The following is an 18,332-nucleotide window of genomic DNA, read 5'->3' on the forward strand; positions in this document are numbered from 1 at the left end:
TCAGCTAGGCGGCCACCAGCCGCGAAAGCCCCGCTGGTCGAACCACCTGGAAGTTCCTGTAGCCGGCGAACCTCACGAGGCCGTCTGACTGAAGCTGGGTCAGGGTTCGCGAGACCGTTTCGATCGTCAGACCAAGATAGTCGGCGATATCCTGCCGGCTCATCGCCAGCGGCGTAAGGTCAGACTTCGCCCGCTTGGCGGCGCTCATCAGGAAGCTCGCCACCTTTTCGCAGGCGCCCCTGCGGCCCAGAATAAAAAGATGCTCTTGAGTGCGAGCGAGCTCCTGCGCCGTGGCCGTCCAGATCAAATCCTCCAGCCTCTCACGCTGGTCGCCGCAGTGCCGGACCGCTGAACGTTTGGCCGCCAAGATGGTGCAGTCGCCGAGGGCGTCGGCCGAAAAGCTGTGCTTGTCCCCGGGTTCCATTCCGAACAACTCACCGGGATAGTAGAAGTCGCCGATCTGTCGTCGACCGTCGCTGAGCAGGCGGTTGGTTCGGACGGCGCCTTCCAACACCTGATAGATTAGGTCGGCGTCTTCTTCCTGGGCGTAAATCTCTTCCTCGGCGGCGAAGTGCATGCGCACGCCGATAGCGCCAAAGGCGTCGATGGATCGCGCGGAGGGAAGTTCATTGAACACCTGGACGGGCATCGTCGGTCTCCCTGTCGATACCCAAATCGGTACGACCGGTGAGCGAACGGCGATATTCGTGGTCGGTGCTTAAGGACCCTCGCTTAAGTAGATCTACGGAGGCCGGGCGAAGCTGCCCGATCGGGGCCCGATTGATCGAGGTCAAGACGGTGACGTCCGCATCGTGGCGTTCTGCCGCCGATAGGAGAGCAGCCCGATGACAAGATCCAAGTCTCAACGGCTCGCGCACGCTGCAGAAGGTATTCTGCAGGACGCTGGGCAGGACCTACGAGCCGCCGCAGGCCGCTTCGTGGAAGAAGCCGGCGAGGCGGCCTCCGCTGGCGCCATCGGCCTTGCTCATGCCGCCGAGGAGTTCGTCGAGGACGCCGCCGCGTGCTCCCGCGACCTTGCAACCAAGGCCCGAAGAGAAGCCGCACGGCGGCCCCGGGTCGTCGCTGTGCTGGCGGGCGCCGCCATCGCGCTTGTGGGCCTAGGTCTACTGCGCCGGATCGGTCGCGCTTAGGGCCAACCAGGGTGAAGTGACATGAACACGGACGCGCCAGGGTCCCAGGCGATCAAGCTGACGTTCCACGGAGCGGCCGGATGCGTGACCGGCTTCTGCGCCCTCATTGAAACAGGCGCGGCCCGATTGCTCATCGACTGCGGGATGTTTCAGGGATCCAAGACCCTGAAGGCCCTCAACTACGACGCGTTCCCATTTGACGCCGCGACGATCGACGCGGTTCTGCTGACCCATGCGCATATCGATCACTCGGGGCTGCTCCCCAAGCTGATGAAGGCCGGCTTCGAGGGGCCGATCTATGCGACGGCGGGGACCCGCGATCTCTGCGCCGTGATGTTGCCGGACGCCGGGAGCATCCAGGAGAGTGAGGTGCGGCATCTCAATCGCCGCAACCAGCGACGCGGCCGACCGGCGGTCGAGCCGATCTATACCGAGCGCGACGCGGTCAAGACGCTTGAACTCTTCGAGCGAGTAAAGCTGAGCGAGGAGACCCCGATCCTGCCCGGGGTCAGCGCGACCTACTGGGAGGCGGGACACATATTGGGTTCAGCTTCCATCGAACTGAAGGTCGAAACCGCTGATGGACCGATATCGCTGCTGTTCTCCGGAGACCTTGGCCCGGGCGGACGCGACTATTCCCCAGATCCGGAAGGCCCCAGCGGGGTGGATCATCTGATCGTGGAATCCACCTACGGTGACCGCCGCCGGCCAATGATCGATCCTGCCGAGCGGCGTCGCATCCTGGCCCAAGAACTTGCGGCGGCTCATGCCGCCGGCGGCCCACTGTTGATCCCGGCATTTGCCGTCGAGCGATCACAGGAACTCCTCGCCGATATCCTGACGATCATGAAGGAGGGCCGGGCGCCCGAGGCGGACATCTTCCTGGACTCGCCGTTGGCGATCGAAGCGACCGAGGTGTTTCGCCATCGCGGCTGGAACCGCTCAACCGGGGTCAACCCGTTCGAAGGCCTTTATGCGCGCGACAGGCTCAAGTTTCTTCGCGCGCCTGATGAAAGCGACGGCCTCGATCGGCTGTCAGGCTGGCATATCATTCTCGCCGCGAGCGGCATGTGCGACGCTGGCCGGGTGCGCAAGCATCTCAAGCGTCTCTTGTGGCGTAAGCAGGCGACGGTGCTTCTTGCCGGATACCAGGCTGTCGGCACTCTTGGGAGATTTCTGCAGGAGGGCGCTGCGCGGGTGCGCATCGAGGGCGATGATGTTCGAGTCCAGGCCCGTATCCGGTCGCTCGACATCTATTCAGCGCACGCCGACGCTGATGGTCTGGTTGGTTGGGTGAAAGCCCGTGGCCCTGTGAAAGGCACGGTTTTTCTGGCTCATGGCGAGCCCGACGCCCTGCATGGCCTGAGGTCGCGTTTGACTGCGGCGGGTCTTGTTCCGCAATCCCTTGTCATCCCCGACCTGGACGAGAGCTTCGTCTTGCAGGGAGGGGCTGTGAGCAGCGAGGGCGGGCAACAGCCGCGCTTGCCGGCGACGGCTGTCGCCGCGCTGGATTGGCACAATGAACGTGCGGCGCTCCTTTTGGAGTTCGACGCCTTGCTCGAAGGGGCGCGTTCCGACGCCGCAAGGGCTGCGCTGATCGATCACATGCGCGCGGCGCTCGTTGAAATCCAGGACAGGCGTAGGCGGGGCGCTTCTCTTCCTGCCACGTGACGGGGAGAGCCTTGTCGCAGGTTCACAAGCTGCTGTTTCTGATCGCCTCCAAGGGGCGGTGGAGACTTGTGCTGCCGGCGTCAGATGGCCGGTATGCAACCTGTGTGCGTGCGGGCCCCGAGATGGCGGCCCAGCAGCTGGCGCGAAAGGCTCGGCACATCCTGGCCGAGCACCATCTAGAAGGGCTTGTCATCGTCGCACCTGAAGATGAACTCGACACGCTGCGGGGCGAGCTTGAAGCGCTTTTGGTTCTCGTCGGCGTCCTTGCCGAGGATCTCTATGACATGTCGGACGATGAGCTGGGACACGTCCTGGACAAGGCGATTCACGCCCCCTGGCCCGAGAGATGAGCCCAGGGGCTAGGCCAGACCAGTGACTTGACCGAAGTCAAAACCCGTCGGGCCGCGCCATCTATCGTGACAGTCGGAGATGACCGAACCCTTCGGCTGACCTGACGAGATGGCGATGATGGATCAACCAACTTCGTGCGACGATTGCCGGCTGTGGCGAGAAGCCGATCACCGTATCGCCAATCACCTGGCCATGCTGGCCGCCTTCGTGCGGCTCAAGGAACTGGAGATCGACCGCGAAAGGGTCACGCCCGAAGCAGTGCACCTGCTTTTGGAGACCATCAGGACCCAGACCGACGCGGTCGCCAGCTTACACCGAATGCTGAGCGCTCAGGGCGCCGACGCCGCCGCAGACCTTGCCCGCCACTTGCAGGCGACCTGCACGCCGCTCGCCGCCCTGCTGGCCGGCCGCGTAGAGATCGGGGTCGAGTGCTCACCCGATTGTCTTGTGACCCCCGACAAGGTGCTTCCCGTCACTCAGATCGTGTCCGAGGCCGTCACCAACGCCGTCAAGTATGCCTATCAAGATGGTTGCGAAGGGAAGATCCACGTGCGCGGACGCAAGGACGGGGCGTCGGTGGTCGTCGAGATCGCTGATGAGGGGCCGGGCTTGAAGAGCGGGCTGGACCCGCGCTTCGGCGGCGGGCTCGGCCTGAGATTGATGCGCGCGCTCAGCAAGCAGCTTGGCGGCGAACTGGAGTTCGTTTCGAAGAGTTCTGGGCTGGTCGTACGGGTGACGTTCCCAGCGGGGCTGAACAGCAACGGTGCGCAGGCGCCGCGCCGCTAGTTGAAAGTTGGCGGCGGGAAAGGGGCCGTCCGTGACGGCCTCCTTTGCCGCTTTGTGCTATCCGACCCTCAGGTGATCGACGACCATCTGAACGCCCGGCGCTGACCAGGCCCACATCGGCTTCGCGCCGGAGAGCCGATTGAATCGCCTTGGGGCCGCCGACGACCCGGCGTCTCCGCCTGATCGCTGGCGGCCCGCGCATCGACCCTGTTGAGGCGGCTATTTCAGCGGCTTTCTTCAAGTTCGAAGGTGACTTTGGCGTTGATCCGGTAGCTAACGATCTGGTCGTCGGCGACCTGCGCCTCGAAGTTCTTGATATAAATCGAGCGGACATTGCGCAGCGTCCGACTGGCCTCCTCAACGGCGGAACGAGCGGCAGCTTCCCAGCTGGTCTCGGACTCTGCGAGGACCTCAATGACTTTCAGCATCGCGATATCTCCAGCCACAGGGATCGTGGCGCTCTCATTCTGGGGCAGGCCCCAGGGCGGGAGTTGATGCAGGTCAAGCGGCGGTCAGGCGCGTTCAGGCCGCCGTATGAGCGTGTCAGCGCGGTGGGAGCCTGGCGGTGGGAACGTCGCCAATCCATTGCTCCAGACGCTCGACTGGTGTCTTGGTAAGGTCCTTGCCGAGTGTTCCGGCTAGAGAGGCCTTGTCGCGAAGTCGAGCTTCGAGCGGGCCGATCAACCGGGCCGGCGCGGCTATGAAAATGCCGGAAAATCGCTCGCGACGGCAGGTCGCGGCGGCGTGCTCGGCGACCCGATCAAGGAAGCTCTCCTTGGCCGCGCGGACCGCGTTGTCGCCTTCAATCGCCGAACGTCGAGGGGTTGTGCTTGATTGCGTCCGCGGAAGCGTTCGCGAGCGAACCTTCTCGCGCACCGCATCGAGATCCTTGAGCGCTCTCAACTCGTCGAAGGCCTCAAAGTGACCGGTGGCTTGGGACTTCCTGACGAAGCGTGCGCGACCGCCGTCGGTCAGGACGAACAATAGCTGCGATGGGGTTCTCATGTGTAACTCTCCTGCCGCCGGGCGGCTGGATCATGGCTGCAGGACTGGGCGGAGCCCTTTCGGAAGCATCCTGGCCAATTTGCTGACCTCGCCCGGGTCCAACTGTTGTCGTAGGACTGCGAAGACGGCCTGCGCCACATCCTGTCCGGCGCGTGGGAAGCCTTCAGGAAGCCGGGTTTCGACCTCATCGGCGAAGTCCGCGGCGTCGTGGATGTCGAGCGGGGATTCTGGCTCCCACCCTTCCAGGAAGAAGCCGCGGATGAGCATGGGCAGCTGGGCCGACAGTCCCAGCACGGCCTCATGCGGAAGCCTGTCGCGCAGCACATGCAGCACCGTCCGCAGGGCTTGATAGGCGTCCTGCTTCCCGCAAGGGGGTAAGCCCGCCTCAATCTGGTTCAGCCACGCATTGGTTTCCTGCACGGTGGTGTCGAACACGGCAAGTCCGGTGGTCATCGACGTCTCTCCCGGCTCAACCTCAGAGGAACGGCCTATGCGGTCGGCCGGATCTCGATCGTCCGCGGCTTGGCCTGATCGCTCCGCGGCGCCTTGAGTGTCAGCACCCCGTCGCGCATGGACGCCTCGATCTTGTCGGCCGAGACGCTGCTCGGGAGCGCGATGCTGCGGGTAAAGGCGCCATAGCTGCGCTCGCTAACCCGATAGTCGGCCTGGTTGGTTTCCTTCTCAGTCTTCTTCTCGCCGCTGATCGTAAGGATGTCGTCCTCGACCGCGATTTTCACATCTTTCCTGTCGATCCCCGGAAGCTCGACGGTGATCTCCAGCCCCTGATCGGTGTCTCGGACATCCATCCGCGGACCGTCTCCCCAACCCTCGCCGAGCCTTTCGAAAAGGCGATCAAACTCACGCTGGATGGGCGCAAGGACGCTGATTGCGGAACGATGGTTCGTGGCCGGCGGGGTCTTGGCTGGTGTTTGAGCGGTCATCTGCGTCTCCTTTGGCTTCAGCCAACTCGGGAAGCCAGCACATCACGGGGCCAGCGCCGCGGAGTTGACGCCGATCAATCGTCGACTTGCGCCGGCCTTTGCCGAGGGATTGAGCAGGCTCAAACTTGGTCGCCCCGCCATGGATAGGGTTCCCGAAAAGGAGCGTGGCATGAGCGAAAAACTGACGGATGACGTGCTCGAACTGCTGGAAGGGCGCCATGACATGACGCTCGCGAGCCTGCTGCCGGACGGCGGGCCGCACGCCGTGGTGGTCAGCTACGCCTCACGCGGCCTTTCACTCTACTTCGGCTGCGATCCATCATCTCAGAAGGCGGCGAACATTGCGCGAGATCCGCGCGTCGCCATTACGATCACCTCGCCCTACTCGGATTGGTCTCAGATCCGCGGCCTGGCCATCTCCGGGCACGCAAGGCGCCTCAATGGCGAAGCCGCGGAGAGAGCCGCTGAGTGTTTCATGAAGAAGTTTGATGAGATCGCCCAGTACATCACGACCGGAGCCGAAATCGCGCTGTTCGAGATCGTGATCCAGCGCGTGAGCCTGCTCGACTACCGACGCGGGTTTGGCCACGTCGCCCGCGGTCGCGCTTCGTCTCGTCAGGACGGAGGACTGACCTGGGACGATGCCGCTGCGTCCGCCTAGCGGGGCATGTCCGCCTTGCTACGGGCGTTCAGGCCGTTCCACGCCAAAGCGAAGAGAGCGCCAGCGATAAATCCAAGCAGCGCCGTCACGCCCACCAGGGCGCCGGCGGTGGCCCAGTCAAAGCGCGCGACCCGGAGCGGCAGGTCGATGAAGTGTAGTTTCAAGATGTAGTCTAGAAAACTCTGGCCTATGCCGAGCATGACCAGAAGCGCCCAAAGTGCGTGCCAGCTTCCGACAGCGGCTCCTACCGCCAACCCAGTCTTCGTGACGCTGAGAAAAGGCATGATGAAGCTCCTTCGGCCTATCGTCGTCATGGCGCGACCCGAGCAACCTTGACCGCGATCAATCGGTTCGTTGCGCGGACCTTTGCGTAAGACCAAGGCTCCGCTGCGCGATAGCTTGGAGCGGGATGTAGCCAGCGAGGCTGCTGCTCAAGATCGCCTGGTCAGTTCGCCACAGGTTCCAGGCGCCAGTCCTCGATCACCCGCATCAATCGGCGGGCGCCCGGCGGCTTCGTGTAGTCGACTAGGGATATGATCTCCGGCCTGGCTTCCATGATGGCGACAAGCGGCGAGCTTGGATGGGGTGTGAAGGCCGCAGATTTGGATCGCGCCTGCATGGCGCGGTTCAGTTGCTTGATCCGTTCGCCGTCCCGAACTTCCATCGCTCGAGCCGCAATTGACAGGCCGCGCGGGCTTTGAATCCCGCCAAGCGCGATGGAAACGCGGGGATCACGGTCGATATTCGCGAACTTTTGACTGTCGCGCGAGACTACGAAGTACAGCGCGTGATCAAGCCGGAGATAGTTGACCTGCGTTACATGCGGCCAGCCGTCGCTCCGGACCGTTCCGATCGACATGATCCGGTTCTCGTCCAGGATTTCGAGGCACATGGCTCGAGGGTCGAGGCCGCCGACGGTGTCAGGCGCGATGGACGGGATATGTCTTGAAGGCGTCATCGGAAGCCTCGCTGGGTTCCATCACTACGACCGTTGAACCACCAACGAGGCGCATTGGTTCTTGGGTCGCGCCTCATTGGCAGGTCGGCGCTCAGCTCTTGGAGGGCGGGGGCGGGCGGAGCGACGCCTCGGCCGCCTCAAGCGCCTTCTTGGCCTCGGCGGCGGCCTGCTTCGCCTGAACTCGGGCCGCTTCCAGAGCCGCCTTGGCGGCTGTCCGATCATTGGCGATCACGGTGGCGAGTGCATCGCCCGCCTGCTTGGCTGCCGATTTCGCCGATTGCGACGAGCGCTCAAACGCCTTGCGGTTCTCAGACGAGGCCTCCTTGAAGGCTGCGCGGCCGTCGTTGGCGGCGGCTTCCGCCGCGGCGGCGGCCTTCTGCGCGGCGTCGCGCGAGGCCGTCGCCGCCTCCTTGCTCATCTGCTCGGCCGCCTTTTCCGCCTTCTCGACCGCCGCGTTCGCGGCGTTCAGCGACGCCTGCGCGCTATCACGGGCCCGCTTCAGAGCTGCCTCGGCCTTTGCATCCAGGCTTTGGACCTCGGCCTGTGCGGCTACCGCGGGTTTGGGGGCTTCCGCGGCGGCATGGCCGGCGAAGCAGAACGGCAGCGCTGCCGCGACGAGGGTCAAGCGAAGCGACATGATTACCTCCTGAGGGATTGAGCCCGCGGAGCATGGCTTGCAGGACGGCGAGTGCTTTGCGCCTGATCAATTCAAGACGCCGCGACCTCCCGCACTAGCGCAAGGCCCGCGGCTTGACCTGGGTCAAGTCGGGGCGTCGACGCCGCGCTAGGCTGTACCCAACGGAGGCGCACATGGACTATCGCGATATCCTCATCCTGATGGATTCGACAGCTGCGGGATCTTACCGCGCCAAGTTCGGCGCAGATCTCGCCCACCGCTGGAAGGCCCATCTGACAGGGGTCTTTCTCACTAGCGAATTCATGCTGCAGTTCGGCGCGGGTGAGTCACTCTATGGCCTGCCCCCCGACGACATCGATTGGCTCTTGAGGGACCACGCCAAAGGCGTGGAGGAGGCCAGCGAGGTCGCAAAGCAGATGTTCCGAGACGGGGTCGGCGAGGGCAACGTCGAGTTCGATTTCATGAAAGTCAGCGGCGACCATCCCGACGCTTTCATCGCATGCGCTCGTAGAGCCGATCTCGTGGTCATGCCTGCCCGAATGTCGGTCTACATGGGGCAGAAGCATGTGGCGGCGGCGGACGTTGCGATGGCTAGCGGTGGGCCAGTCCTGGTGACGCCGACCGACGATTACGCCCCGCCCGTCGGCAAACGCGTGCTTGTCGCCTGGAATGGTTCGCGTGAAGCCGCGCGTGCGCTTCGCGATGGGTGGCCATTCATCCGGGGCGCTGACGAAATTCACGTCCTGATGGTCTCGCCTTCCGGAGCAGACGAGACCGATGGGATGCTGCTGCGCTTGCTGGAGCGTCACGGCGTCAAACCCAATCTCATCGTCGACAGCAGCAAGGACGAACACGCAGCGGATGTCATTGTGCGGCAGATGGCCGAACTCGACATCGACCTCTTGATCGCCGGCCTGTACGGCCATCCCAGGCTGCAGGAATGGGTGTTGGGCGGGGTCAGCCGTCAGCTCCTGCACGACGTGCCCGCGCCGCTTCTTCTTTCTCACTGAAACGCGGCGGCGCGAATAGCGAGGGCTTACAAGCGCGAGAGAGCCGCCTGAAGCTTGCCGCCTACCGCCGCAGCGACGCCGCGCAGATCGGGATTGTCGATGGCGCCCATCGAGGCGATCGGATTGACGGCCGCGACTTCAACGTCCTGGCCGTTTGGCAGAAGCTGAACCACGACGTTGCATGGCAACATGGTCCCGACCTTGTCCTCCAGCAGCAGGGCCTGATGGGCCATGGCGGGGTTGCATGCCCCGAGGATGAGATACGGCCGGAAATCGACGTCGAGTTTGGCCTTCAGCGTCGCCTGGACATCGATCTCGCTGATGACTCCGAAACCTTCGGCGGCGAGCGCGCGCCGGGTTGCTGCTACGACGTCGACGAAGTCGCCCGCCACAGACTTGGCGAAATAGTACATGTGCCGCTCCAATGGGTATTGAAGGCGACAGGCTGGCGCCGAAATGCGAGGTCGGCATTGCGCTGGCTCAAGGTCGATGGCCGGTGCGACCGCCGGCTGGCGGCTTGGCGGTATCATTTCAAAGTCTTGGCCGCCGTCGCCTAGGTGCGCGATGATCCCCGAGGCTCGCGTGCGATGAGGGCCGCGCCGGAGAACGTGATGATCACTGAGAAGGCTGCCGAAAAGGGCGCTTCCAACCCCGGGAGCCAGCTCCAACGACTGATGCGGATGGCCGAAGATCAGCCGCCGCTTTTGACGGCCGTGGTCCATCCGGTCGACGTTCTATCCCTGACGGGCGCGATAGAGGCGGCGAAACGCGGGCTGATCGCCCCGATACTCATTGGCCCCAGGGCGAGGGTCGAGGCCGCGGCCCGAGACGCCGACCGGGATATTTCGGCGTTCGAACTGGTGGATGTCGAGCACAGCCATCAGGCCGCAGCGACAGCTTGTGCGATGGCGTCGAAGGGACAGGCGGCCGCTATCATGAAGGGCGCGCTGCATACGGACGAACTGCTGGAGGCGGTCGTAGCGCCAACCTCGGGCCTGAGAACAGACCGCAGGATGAGCCACGTATTCGTTCTGGACGTGCCGAGCTACCCGCGGCCGTTGCTGATCAGCGATGCGGCGCTGAACATCTCGCCGGATCTCGCCACCAAACGTGACATTGTGCAGAACGCCATTGATCTGGCTCACGCGATGGGCGCGCCGCTACCCAAAGTGGCCATTCTTTCGGCTGTCGAAACCGTCAATCCCAAGATGATCTCGACGCTCGATGCGGCCGCCTTGTGCAAGATGGCTGATCGCGGGCAGATCGTCGGGGGGCTGCTGGATGGGCCGCTGGCTTTCGACAATGCTGTATCGCCTGAAGCGGCAAGGGCCAAAGGCATCGTCTCGCCGGTAGCAGGCGAAGCTGACATCCTGATCGTCCCCGACATTGAATCCGGCAACATGCTGGCCAAGCAGCTCTTCTACCTGTCGAACGCGCAATCGGCGGGGATCGTTCTCGGCGCCCGTGTCCCCATCATGCTTACAAGCCGCTCCGAACCGGAAGCTTCGCGCCTAGCATCTTGCGCGCTGGCGATCCTCGTCACCCAACACAAGCCCGCCAAGTATGTGAGATGAGAGAGGGGGGCTCCATCCTGACCCTGAACGTAGGGTCTTCCAGCCTGAAGTTCGCCGTCTATGAAGCCTTGGCGGGGCTGCCCTTGAAAATGGAGGGCCAGATCTCCGGGTTGAATGGAACGCCCCGGATGCGCGTCCGCGTCGAAGGCGCCACGCGGCTTGACGAGCTCTGGGGGGAACAACTGGGCCTCGAGGCCGTGCTCGAGCGGCTGTTCGACTGGCTGACGCTCGACGGATGGACAGCCGGCTTGGCGGCGGTCGGGCACCGTATCGTGCATGGCGGACGGGATTTCCGCCAGCCTCGCGTCCTGTGCGGGGAGGTCCGCGCGAAGTTGGAGGAGCTGTGCTCGCTTGCGCCCCTTCACCAGCCTTTCAATCTGCGCGGAGTGGAGATCGTGGGGCGGCGCCTCCCGAGCGTACTGCAGGTTGGAGTGTTCGACACCGCCTTCCATGCGGATGAGCCGGAGGTTGTCCGACTCTATGCCCTGCCACGAGACCTGATCGATGACGGCGTCGTGGCCTATGGCTTCCATGGTCTGTCCTATGACTACATCGCTGGCGTGTTGCGCGAGCGGGATGCAGAAAAAGCCGGCGGTCGGGCCATTGTTTTGCATCTTGGCAGCGGGGGCTCTCTCTGCGCCATGGACCGCGGCCGCAGCATCGCCACGACAATGGGCTTTTCCGCGCTCGAGGGGCCGCCCATGAGCACCCGCAGCGGATCCATAGATCCGGGCGTCATCCTATATCTGCTCCAATCCAGGGGCATGAGTCCGGCGGCCGTAAGCGATCTGCTCTACCGACGGTCGGGTCTGCTGGGCCTCTCGGGGCTGAGCGGGGACATGGTCACGCTGTTGGCCAGCAGCGCGCCCCACGCCAAGCAAGCGCTGGAAGTCTATGTCTACCGCATCGCCCGTGACATCGGCTCTCTGGCGGCCGCGTTGGGCGGCCTGGACACCCTGGTGTTCACGGCGGGTGTCGGAGAGAACGCCCCGGCGATCCGCGAGCGCGTTGTCGAGCTTTGCGGATGGCTTGGCGCAAGGCTCGACACGGCGGCGAACCAGGCCGGAGCGGGCCGGATCAACGCCGGTGGCGAAGTGGAAATCCTTGTCGTTCCGACCGACGAGCAGTTGGTGATCGCGCGAGGCGTATACGGCTGCATTCAAGGAGAGCTAGCGCCGGCTGCGCCTGGGGCGATGCAGAAGCTTGCGCGCTCCGCCGCTCGTCAAGAGGGCGACATCTGAGAGTGCGATCAGGGGATTCACGTCGGGATCGGCGGCGAGGAAGATGTCGCGCCATGTGGGCGTGAACTTCTCCTTGTATTCGCGCAACCCCTGGAACCCATAGAGGCTGTTCGCAGTGCGAAAGATCCAGGCCTCGACATGGGTGGAAATGGGCGCCACGGCGTTCAGCGGCAGCCCCGAGAGCGGGGCCATGCCAAGCTCGAAGACGCCCAGTTGCTGCGCCTTGCCCCACAGAATGAGATGCCCCAATAGCGCGTCGGTCGTCCCATGCGGCGCGTCCGCGTCTGCGCGTACCAGATCCGGGCCGAACCGGGCGCGGTCCGGTGTGATCATGACGTTTGCGAAGGCTACCACCTGTTCGCCCCGGCGAAGGACGGCGATCGGGAACTGGCGCAGATAGCCGACATCGAAGGAGCCCAGGCTGAACGTCTTTTCGACGCCGGCGTGCGCATCGAGCCAGCTGTCGGACACCGCCTCCAGATCATGCCAGGGCGTTGTCGGCGCGTCGGCCGCCAGCACGTCAAATCGCAGGTGCGAGCGAGAGGCGCTATTGAGCGCATGACGCAGGTCCTCGTGCGCCTTGCCCTTCAGGTCGAAGTGGGCGAGGTCGACGGACCCGCTTTCGCCGATCTTTTGGGCTGATAGTCCGGCGGCAAGAAGCGTCGGCAGACTGGCGGCTTCGACCGCATAAAATACAGCTTTGGCGTCGGCGGCGTCCGCCGCTGCAATGAAGGCCTCGATCGCGGCCGAACGATCGCCGGGCGGTCCGACTGGGTCGCCCATGGCGATCCAGCGGCCATGATAGGCGCGGAACATCACGAAGCTGAGCCCGGACGGGGAGAACACAAAAGACTTGTCGCCCATCCGATAGAGCAGCGCGTCGCAGGATATGCCGCTTGCAGCGTCCACGATGCGCGCTGCGCGCGCCATCTCGTCCTTGGACGGCCGCCGCGGCTCGCGCGGGCTGGGACTGGCCAGCCACCAGATCGCGATCAGCAGGCCGAGCGACGCTAGTCCGGCTGCCACCGCCGCGACGCCGAAGTCGCCGCCGGGGCGAAGCCATCGCCACCACGGCTGATCGGCCAAGGCTCGAACGTCCCGGGTCGCCAACGCCAGTACAAGGCTGGAGACGCCGGCCAAGCCTGCCGCTGCGAGCCATGCTGGCGAGATCACATGATGGAAGCCGGCGGACTGACGGTCGAACGCACGCCGGCTGAGGGCGAGCGCAGCGGCCAGGACGAGGAGCGGTCCTGCGGTGGCTACGCCGAAGCCGCGCCAGAGCTCCATCGCCGCCCCGAGCGAGAGTAGGGCGAAGGTCGCATAGAAGCCTGCCTCCAGGCGTCTCCAAAGCGCCATCGCGACGATGACCAGCAGCGCCCCCAAGAGGCTCGTGGCGAGCGGGCGGCTCGGTAGAGCCGCCATCCATGGCTCCGGGGGCGGGAGCGGCATGGGTAGGTTGGCCGCAGCCAGAAGCAGCGCGGCGCCGAAACAGAACACGAGGGTCGCCAGGATGGCCGGGGCGATGGCCTCGGCGATCCGAAAGCCGGTCGTTGTCGCCGCGCGGTCCAGCCGCCGCAGCTGATATCCTGCCAACCCCAACGCTGTCAGCGCCAGCGGGCCGACAACATAGATCAAACGATAGAGCAGAAGTGCAGCCACGTTTTCGTGGGTCGCTCCGAACCGGTGGCTGAGGCTCAGCAGGATCGCATCGAAGACGCCAATTCCGCCCGGAAGGCCGCTCGCTGCGCTGACCAGCGAGCCCAGGACGAAGATCACCATGAACGGCGCAAAATCGGCGAAGGTCGGCGCGGGCAGAAGGATGTAGAGCGCAAGGCCGGAGAACACCCAATCGGCGATCCCCGCTGCGATGGCGCTGAAGCGAAGCGCTGGGCCCGGCCTCGTGAATTCGACCCCTGGCAACAGCGCTGTTCGCCGAGGGGGACGCAGCAGCCAGAAAGTCGTCGGCACGATGGCGAGCGCCCCGATCCAGGCGAGGATCGGGGCCGCGCCTGGGATCAGGAGGATCGCCATGCCGGCGCAGACAACTCCGCCGAGGGTCACCGCTGCGCCCGCCAGGAGCGTGACGGCCGTGACCTCCGCGAGGCTTAGGCCCCACGCGCGATAGAAGCGCAGGCGCGCAGCGCCGCCCGTCGCGGCGCTGAATCCTAACCCGTTTGAGAGGGCGTAGGATACGAAGGTGGCCAGCGCGATCCGCAGCGGCGAGAGCGATCGGCCTATGGCGGCCAGCGCCCAACGCTCGGAAACCGCAAGGCAGGCGTAGCTGGCCACAGTGGCGCCTGCCGCCAGGAGCAACGCCGTCGACGAAACCGAACCAAACGCCCGCGCGATGCTGTCGAAGTTCTGCCCCTGGAGCTCCTGCCGCAGAACCCCGAGAGCGGCGGCGAAGACCAGCACGGCGAAGCTGATGCGGAAGGCGTCTGAGTCGACGACCTGGCGAAGCCACAGCAGCTTTGGCCCCCATCGCTCCCCGCGGGAGATCGGCCGATCAGAGTTGGAAGTGCGCGTGTCCATGGCCGCCTCACGATGCGTCAGCGACGTTGAGGCCTGCGATCTGGGCCGCCTTGACTTGGCGCAACGCCGGTACGGAGGGCGGAGGATGGTGTTCCTTTAGCTGAAGGACTTCACATCCCCGCCTGCGTCCGAAATCGGCGACGTGTCGGCGTTTTCGGTTGAGGCGGGGGAAGCGGCGAGGCCGACATGCGCGCCATGCGATTGCGACGAATCCGCGAGCCTCTCATCGCCGAGGTTTGCGTCGATCCGACGCCGGGACCAGGTGAGGTTCGGCTGCGGGTGCGAGCGTGCGGGGTCTGCCGCACGGACCTCCATATTGTCGATGGGGAGCTCTCGCCGATCAAAAGTCCCGTCACGCCCGGTCACGAGATCGTCGGTCTGGTCGAGGCGGTTGGTCCGGACGTGACGGATGTTCGCCTTGGGGAGCGCCTTGGCGTCTGTTGGCTGGCGGCGACATGCGGCGTCTGCCGGTTTTGCCGCGAGGGGCGGGAAAACCTCTGCGATGCCGCCGAGTTCACGGGTTGGAGCCGCGACGGCGGATACGCCGACTACGTGATCGCCAGAGCCGACTTTTGCTGCCCGATACCTGCGGAGTTCAGCGACGAAGACGCTGCGCCGCTGCTGTGCGCCGGCTTGATAGGATTTAGAGCGTGGCGGGCGGCCTGTGCGGGGGGCGGGGTTCGCCATCTCGGCCTCTATGGGTTTGGCGCCGCCGCGCATCTGCTAGCTCAGCTCGCGATCTTCGAGGGGCAGACGGTCTATGCGTTCACCCGCGACCAAGATGACCTGGCGCAGGCGCTGGCGATGGACCTGGGGTGCGCATGGGCTGGAGGTTCGAGTGAACAGGCGCCGATGGCCCTCGACGCCGCGATCATTTTCGCTCCGGCCGGTGAACTCGTGCCCCTCGCCCTCGCCGCCGTGCGCAAGGGGGGAGCCGTCGTGTGCGGCGGCATCCACATGAGCGATATCCCGAGTTTTGGGTATGAGTTGCTTTGGGGGGAGCGGCGTCTCGTCTCCGTCGCCAATCTCACTCGGCAAGATGCGAAGGACTACTTGCCATGGGCGGCTGCTGCGGGCGTCCGGCCGCACGCGATCAGTTATCCCCTGGCCGAGGCGAACCAAGCGCTCGACGATCTGCGTTCGGGCGCCTTCGCCGGCGCGGCGGTGCTTAGGCCGTAGTCCTCATCGCTGAGCTAGTGCTCACCTGCCGGCGGATGGATCCGACGGCATAACGCTTCAACAGCTCGGCCGAGGCCAGATAGATGCCGACCAGGAAGCCCAGGCCGAGCCCGACCTCTAGCGGCGGCGGTTGAAAGCCGAACCACTTCCCGATCGGCGTGAATGGCGCAGCCATGGCCACCGCCAGGGCGCAAAGCGTCGATGCGGTCAGCAAAGGACGCGGCGCATCGCGCCATGGACGACCATTTGTGCGGATGATGAATATCACGAGGATCTGGGTGGCCATGGACTCCAGGAACCAGGCAGTCTGGAACTGCGGGACCGAAACGTGGAAGGCGGTCAGGAGCAGGCCGAAGGTCAGCAGATCGAATACCGACGAGAGCGGCCCCATCACGGCGGCGAAGCGTATCAGCGCGTGCATGTCCCAGACTTGCGGCCGCGCTACCGCTTCCGGGCGCACCGTATCGAACGGGATTCCGATTTCCGAGACGTCGTAGAGCAGATTGTTCAGGAGAATTTGCGTCGGCGCCATCGGCAGAAACGGCAAAAAGAGCGAGGCCGCCGCCATGGACAGCATGTTGCCAAAGTTGGAACTCGCACCCATGCGTACGTACTTGAGGATGTTCGCAAACGTCCGCCGGCCTTCCCCAACGCCGTCGGCGACCACCTCAAGATGGGATTCCAGGAGGATCATATCGGCCGCGGCCTGTGCGACGCCGCTGGCCCCGGCGACGGACAGACCGATGTGAGCGGCCTTCAGGGCCGGGGCGTCGTTTATGCCATCGCCCAGATACCCGACGACCTCGCCGCTCGCCTGAAGGGCCTTGATCAACCGTGATTTCTGGTCGGGCGTCAGGCGCCCGTACGCGTCGACCTGGCGGACCCGCACCGCGAGCGCGTCATCTCCGAGCTTGGCGACGTCGGCGCCCGAGAGCACGGTCTCGGCCCTTAGGCCCACCAGTCCAGCGAGATGCTGCACGACGACGGGGTCATCGCCGGAGAGAACCCTGAGTTTCACGCCGGCGGCGGCCAGCCCGGCGATCGCGGCCGCCGCACTTTCCTTCGGCGGGTCGGCGAAGGCGCATAAGCCTTCAAAAACGAGATCGCCTTCGTCGGTGGGCGCGATCTTGTCCTGGGTCGGCTCAGCCGGCTTGCTCGCGATGGCTATCGAACGCAGGCCATCCTGGGCGAGCGCGCGCATCTGCTTGAGCACCGCTGCATGTTCCTGCGGACCAAAGGGGGCGACCCCGGCGGGGAGCCGGACCGACCCGCACAGCGGCAACACCGCCTCAGGCGCCCCCTTGACGATCAGCAGGGCGCCGCTCGGACCCGCGACGAGGATCGAACCAAGCCGGCGAGAATAGTCGAACGAACACTTGGCGGTCGCGCGCCATCCTGAGACGTCAGGTCGGCGGGCGGCCAAGGCGGCGTCCAGGGCCCCTCTGTCGCCCCCCAAGATCGCAGCAATCGCGCCCAGATCCGCGGGGCGAGGGTCGTCTTCGCCGGACAGGGAAAAGCTCCGGGCGAGCGCGATTTCCGCCGACGTGAGCGTTCCAGTCTTGTCGGTGCACAGCACGGTCATGGCGCCCAGGTCGTGGATCGAGGCCAGCCGCTTTACGATCACCTTTCGCGCCGCCATCCGAACGGCTCCACGCGACAGGGTCACGGTCGTAATCATCGGCAGCAGTTCGGGCGTCAGGCCCACCGCCAAGGCGACGGCGAACAGCAAGGACTGAAGCACCGGTCGGCCGAAGAGGACGTGGGTCGCCAACACCACCAGGACCAGGGCGATAGTCAGTCGAGCGGTCAGGAGGCCGAAGGCGCGTAGGTCTCGTTCAAATGGAGAAACCTCTGTTGGTTGGTTGAGCGCGGACGCAGCAGCGCCAAACAACGTCATGCGTCCGGTGCCTGCCACCAGTCCCAGGGCCTCGCCGGTCTGGGCGACAGCGCCGCGAAACAGCGCGTTGGAAGCCTGGCTGGGCGTGAGACCGGTGCTCCTCTTCGGCGTCTTTTCGACTGGATAGGGTTCGCCGGTCAGCGCCGCCTCGTTTGCAGTGAAGGCGGCGCACTCCAACACTAGGGCGTCCGCCGGCACGATGTCGCCCGCGCGGACGCGAATGACATCACCTGGGACGACGTCCTCGACGGCTACGCGCACGAAGGTTCCGTCTCGCAGCACCTCCGCCTTCAAGGCCACGGAAGCACGTAGCGCGGCGGCGGCGCGGCTGGCTTGGCCCTCCTGGAAGGTGTCCAGACCAATGGAGAGGCCGAGGATCGCAACGATGATGACCCCGCCCGTCGTGTCCCCTGTCGCGGCCGATACCGTGCCGGCTACCAACAGAATGAGCGACAAGGGCTCGAGCAGCCTCCGGACGATAGCGCGGACGAGGCCGGGCTGACGCGCCGCGGCGTCGGCGTTGGGACCATAGGTCGCCAGGCGGGCGAGGGCCTCGGCGGTCGTGAGGCCGCTTGATCGGCATCCGAGCTGCCCGCACAATTCTCCGATGGTCAGCGTCCAGAAAGGCGCTTTCCAGCTGATGTTCGAGCGGGCGGGACGACGCGGTTCCACGGCGGCGTTTGGGATTTCAGGCGGCTTTCGCGCAAACGGGAACGCCATGAGAGCTCCAACATGCGC

General features: G+C 65.0%; 20 protein-coding genes. 9 read left to right on the top strand and 11 right to left on the bottom strand.

All coding sequences use genetic code 11. From position 1 onward, the window contains the following. Positions 1–4 precede the first annotated feature (4 nt). Complete coding sequence (locus O4N75_RS05940; RefSeq protein WP_269628431.1) at positions 5–649, bottom strand: helix-turn-helix domain-containing protein; 645 nt, start codon at positions 647–649, stop codon at positions 5–7. A gap of 196 nt (positions 650–845) precedes the next feature. Between O4N75_RS05940 and O4N75_RS05945 the strand changes: the two genes are divergently transcribed. From O4N75_RS05945 to O4N75_RS05960, 4 genes are all read left to right on the top strand, one after another. Further along, a complete protein-coding gene (locus O4N75_RS05945; RefSeq protein ID WP_269628433.1) occupies positions 846–1,151 on the top strand; it encodes a hypothetical protein in 306 nt (101 codons plus the stop codon). 21 nt (positions 1,152–1,172) lie between these two features. After that, entirely contained in the window at positions 1,173–2,822 is a 1,650-nt protein-coding gene (locus O4N75_RS05950; RefSeq protein WP_269628434.1) for an MBL fold metallo-hydrolase, read from the top strand. Between the two features lie 11 nt (positions 2,823–2,833). Beyond that, entirely contained in the window at positions 2,834–3,172 is a 339-nt protein-coding gene (locus tag O4N75_RS05955; RefSeq protein ID WP_269628435.1) for a hypothetical protein, read from the top strand. A 115-nt stretch (positions 3,173–3,287) separates the two neighbouring features. Further along, positions 3,288–3,959, top strand: a complete 672-nt coding sequence (locus O4N75_RS05960) for a sensor histidine kinase (RefSeq protein ID WP_269628436.1) — start codon at positions 3,288–3,290, stop codon at positions 3,957–3,959. Positions 3,960–4,183: 224 nt separating this feature from the next. Here the strand turns inward: O4N75_RS05960 and O4N75_RS05965 are convergent, their stop codons facing one another. The 4 genes from O4N75_RS05965 to O4N75_RS05980 form a co-directional block, all read right to left on the bottom strand. Next, positions 4,184–4,387 carry a dodecin family protein gene (locus O4N75_RS05965; protein ID WP_269628437.1) on the bottom strand — a complete coding sequence of 68 codons (204 nt, stop codon included), beginning with the start codon at positions 4,385–4,387 and terminating at the stop codon, positions 4,184–4,186. A gap of 115 nt (positions 4,388–4,502) precedes the next feature. Beyond that, the gene (locus tag O4N75_RS05970) at positions 4,503–4,964 is read right to left on the bottom strand and encodes a host attachment protein (RefSeq protein WP_269628438.1); all 462 of its coding nucleotides are present in this window, start codon (positions 4,962–4,964) and stop codon (positions 4,503–4,505) included. Positions 4,965–4,994: 30 nt separating this feature from the next. Then, positions 4,995–5,417: a DUF2267 domain-containing protein gene (locus O4N75_RS05975; protein ID WP_269628439.1), complete on the bottom strand. Its 423-nt coding sequence runs from the start codon at positions 5,415–5,417 to the stop codon at positions 4,995–4,997. Between the two features lie 35 nt (positions 5,418–5,452). Continuing rightward, positions 5,453–5,905 carry an Hsp20/alpha crystallin family protein gene (locus O4N75_RS05980; RefSeq protein WP_269628440.1) on the bottom strand — a complete coding sequence of 151 codons (453 nt, stop codon included), beginning with the start codon at positions 5,903–5,905 and terminating at the stop codon, positions 5,453–5,455. A gap of 169 nt (positions 5,906–6,074) precedes the next feature. On the opposite strand from O4N75_RS05980, the gene O4N75_RS05985 reads away from it, so the two are divergent. After that, positions 6,075–6,566 carry a pyridoxamine 5'-phosphate oxidase family protein gene (locus O4N75_RS05985; protein WP_269628441.1) on the top strand — a complete coding sequence of 164 codons (492 nt, stop codon included), beginning with the start codon at positions 6,075–6,077 and terminating at the stop codon, positions 6,564–6,566. On the opposite strand, the gene O4N75_RS05990 is transcribed toward O4N75_RS05985, so the two are convergent. From O4N75_RS05990 to O4N75_RS06000, 3 genes are all read right to left on the bottom strand, one after another. After that, entirely contained in the window at positions 6,563–6,850 is a 288-nt protein-coding gene (locus tag O4N75_RS05990; protein WP_269628442.1) for a hypothetical protein, read from the bottom strand. The two genes, O4N75_RS05985 and O4N75_RS05990, sit on opposite strands and share 4 nt — an antisense overlap. Before the next feature lie 161 nt (positions 6,851–7,011). Continuing rightward, positions 7,012–7,458: a pyridoxamine 5'-phosphate oxidase family protein gene (locus tag O4N75_RS05995; protein ID WP_269628443.1), complete on the bottom strand. Its 447-nt coding sequence runs from the start codon at positions 7,456–7,458 to the stop codon at positions 7,012–7,014. 157 nt (positions 7,459–7,615) lie between these two features. Further along, positions 7,616–8,161 (bottom strand): hypothetical protein, encoded by a 546-nt coding sequence (locus tag O4N75_RS06000; protein WP_269628444.1) that lies wholly within the window; start codon positions 8,159–8,161, stop codon positions 7,616–7,618. 173 nt (positions 8,162–8,334) lie between these two features. Here O4N75_RS06000 and O4N75_RS06005 point away from each other — a divergent pair, with 173 nt between their 5' ends. Then, positions 8,335–9,171: a universal stress protein gene (locus O4N75_RS06005; protein ID WP_269628445.1), complete on the top strand. Its 837-nt coding sequence runs from the start codon at positions 8,335–8,337 to the stop codon at positions 9,169–9,171. A gap of 26 nt (positions 9,172–9,197) precedes the next feature. Here O4N75_RS06005 and O4N75_RS06010 read toward each other — a convergent pair whose 3' ends face one another. Further along, a complete protein-coding gene (locus tag O4N75_RS06010; protein WP_269628446.1) occupies positions 9,198–9,584 on the bottom strand; it encodes a DUF302 domain-containing protein in 387 nt (128 codons plus the stop codon). A 174-nt stretch (positions 9,585–9,758) separates the two neighbouring features. Between O4N75_RS06010 and O4N75_RS06015 the strand changes: the two genes are divergently transcribed. Then, positions 9,759–10,745 (top strand): bifunctional enoyl-CoA hydratase/phosphate acetyltransferase, encoded by a 987-nt coding sequence (locus O4N75_RS06015; RefSeq protein ID WP_269628447.1) that lies wholly within the window; start codon positions 9,759–9,761, stop codon positions 10,743–10,745. Continuing rightward, on the top strand, positions 10,742–11,986 hold the full coding sequence (locus O4N75_RS06020) for an acetate/propionate family kinase (RefSeq protein WP_269628448.1): 1,245 nt from the start codon (positions 10,742–10,744) through the stop codon (positions 11,984–11,986). Before O4N75_RS06015 ends, O4N75_RS06020 begins: the two co-directional genes overlap by 4 nt. Here O4N75_RS06020 and mprF read toward each other — a convergent pair. Then, positions 11,915–14,518 (bottom strand): bifunctional lysylphosphatidylglycerol flippase/synthetase MprF, encoded by a 2,604-nt coding sequence (gene mprF, locus O4N75_RS06025; RefSeq protein ID WP_269628449.1) that lies wholly within the window; start codon positions 14,516–14,518, stop codon positions 11,915–11,917. The two genes, O4N75_RS06020 and mprF, sit on opposite strands and share 72 nt — an antisense overlap. A 186-nt stretch (positions 14,519–14,704) precedes the next feature. Here mprF and O4N75_RS06030 point away from each other — a divergent pair, with 186 nt between their 5' ends. After that, entirely contained in the window at positions 14,705–15,697 is a 993-nt protein-coding gene (locus tag O4N75_RS06030; RefSeq protein WP_269628450.1) for a zinc-dependent alcohol dehydrogenase family protein, read from the top strand. Here O4N75_RS06030 and mgtA read toward each other — a convergent pair. Beyond that, the gene (gene mgtA, locus O4N75_RS06035) at positions 15,687–18,314 is read right to left on the bottom strand and encodes a magnesium-translocating P-type ATPase (protein WP_269628451.1); all 2,628 of its coding nucleotides are present in this window, start codon (positions 18,312–18,314) and stop codon (positions 15,687–15,689) included. The genes O4N75_RS06030 and mgtA overlap by 11 nt on opposite strands. Positions 18,315–18,332: the final 18 nt, after the last annotated feature.

The organism is Phenylobacterium sp. NIBR 498073 (assembly GCF_027286305.1).
In the GTDB taxonomy this organism is placed as follows: domain Bacteria; phylum Pseudomonadota; class Alphaproteobacteria; order Caulobacterales; family Caulobacteraceae; genus Phenylobacterium.

What these genes read in the sequence shown, in the direction of transcription:
- O4N75_RS05985 (WP_269628441.1), top strand. Translation starts at nt 6,075, where the DNA reads ATGAGCGAAAAACTGACGGATGACGTGCTCGAACTGCTGGAAGGGCGC.
- O4N75_RS05945 (WP_269628433.1), top strand. Translation starts at nt 846, where the DNA reads ATGACAAGATCCAAGTCTCAACGGCTCGCGCACGCTGCAGAAGGTATT.
- O4N75_RS06005 (WP_269628445.1), top strand. Translation starts at nt 8,335, where the DNA reads ATGGACTATCGCGATATCCTCATCCTGATGGATTCGACAGCTGCGGGA.
- O4N75_RS06010 (WP_269628446.1), bottom strand. Translation starts at nt 9,584, where the DNA reads ATGTACTATTTCGCCAAGTCTGTGGCGGGCGACTTCGTCGACGTCGTA.
- O4N75_RS05995 (WP_269628443.1), bottom strand. Translation starts at nt 7,458, where the DNA reads ATGTGCCTCGAAATCCTGGACGAGAACCGGATCATGTCGATCGGAACG.
- mprF (WP_269628449.1), bottom strand. Translation starts at nt 14,518, where the DNA reads ATGGACACGCGCACTTCCAACTCTGATCGGCCGATCTCCCGCGGGGAG.
- O4N75_RS05990 (WP_269628442.1), bottom strand. Translation starts at nt 6,850, where the DNA reads ATGCCTTTTCTCAGCGTCACGAAGACTGGGTTGGCGGTAGGAGCCGCT.
- O4N75_RS05940 (WP_269628431.1), bottom strand. Translation starts at nt 649, where the DNA reads ATGCCCGTCCAGGTGTTCAATGAACTTCCCTCCGCGCGATCCATCGAC.
- O4N75_RS05950 (WP_269628434.1), top strand. Translation starts at nt 1,173, where the DNA reads ATGAACACGGACGCGCCAGGGTCCCAGGCGATCAAGCTGACGTTCCAC.
- mgtA (WP_269628451.1), bottom strand. Translation starts at nt 18,314, where the DNA reads ATGGCGTTCCCGTTTGCGCGAAAGCCGCCTGAAATCCCAAACGCCGCC.
- O4N75_RS06030 (WP_269628450.1), top strand. Translation starts at nt 14,705, where the DNA reads ATGCGCGCCATGCGATTGCGACGAATCCGCGAGCCTCTCATCGCCGAG.
- O4N75_RS05960 (WP_269628436.1), top strand. Translation starts at nt 3,288, where the DNA reads ATGATGGATCAACCAACTTCGTGCGACGATTGCCGGCTGTGGCGAGAA.
- O4N75_RS05965 (WP_269628437.1), bottom strand. Translation starts at nt 4,387, where the DNA reads ATGCTGAAAGTCATTGAGGTCCTCGCAGAGTCCGAGACCAGCTGGGAA.
- O4N75_RS05975 (WP_269628439.1), bottom strand. Translation starts at nt 5,417, where the DNA reads ATGACCACCGGACTTGCCGTGTTCGACACCACCGTGCAGGAAACCAAT.
- O4N75_RS05970 (WP_269628438.1), bottom strand. Translation starts at nt 4,964, where the DNA reads ATGAGAACCCCATCGCAGCTATTGTTCGTCCTGACCGACGGCGGTCGC.
- O4N75_RS06000 (WP_269628444.1), bottom strand. Translation starts at nt 8,161, where the DNA reads ATGTCGCTTCGCTTGACCCTCGTCGCGGCAGCGCTGCCGTTCTGCTTC.
- O4N75_RS06020 (WP_269628448.1), top strand. Translation starts at nt 10,742, where the DNA reads ATGAGAGAGGGGGGCTCCATCCTGACCCTGAACGTAGGGTCTTCCAGC.
- O4N75_RS05980 (WP_269628440.1), bottom strand. Translation starts at nt 5,905, where the DNA reads ATGACCGCTCAAACACCAGCCAAGACCCCGCCGGCCACGAACCATCGT.
- O4N75_RS06015 (WP_269628447.1), top strand. Translation starts at nt 9,759, where the DNA reads ATGAGGGCCGCGCCGGAGAACGTGATGATCACTGAGAAGGCTGCCGAA.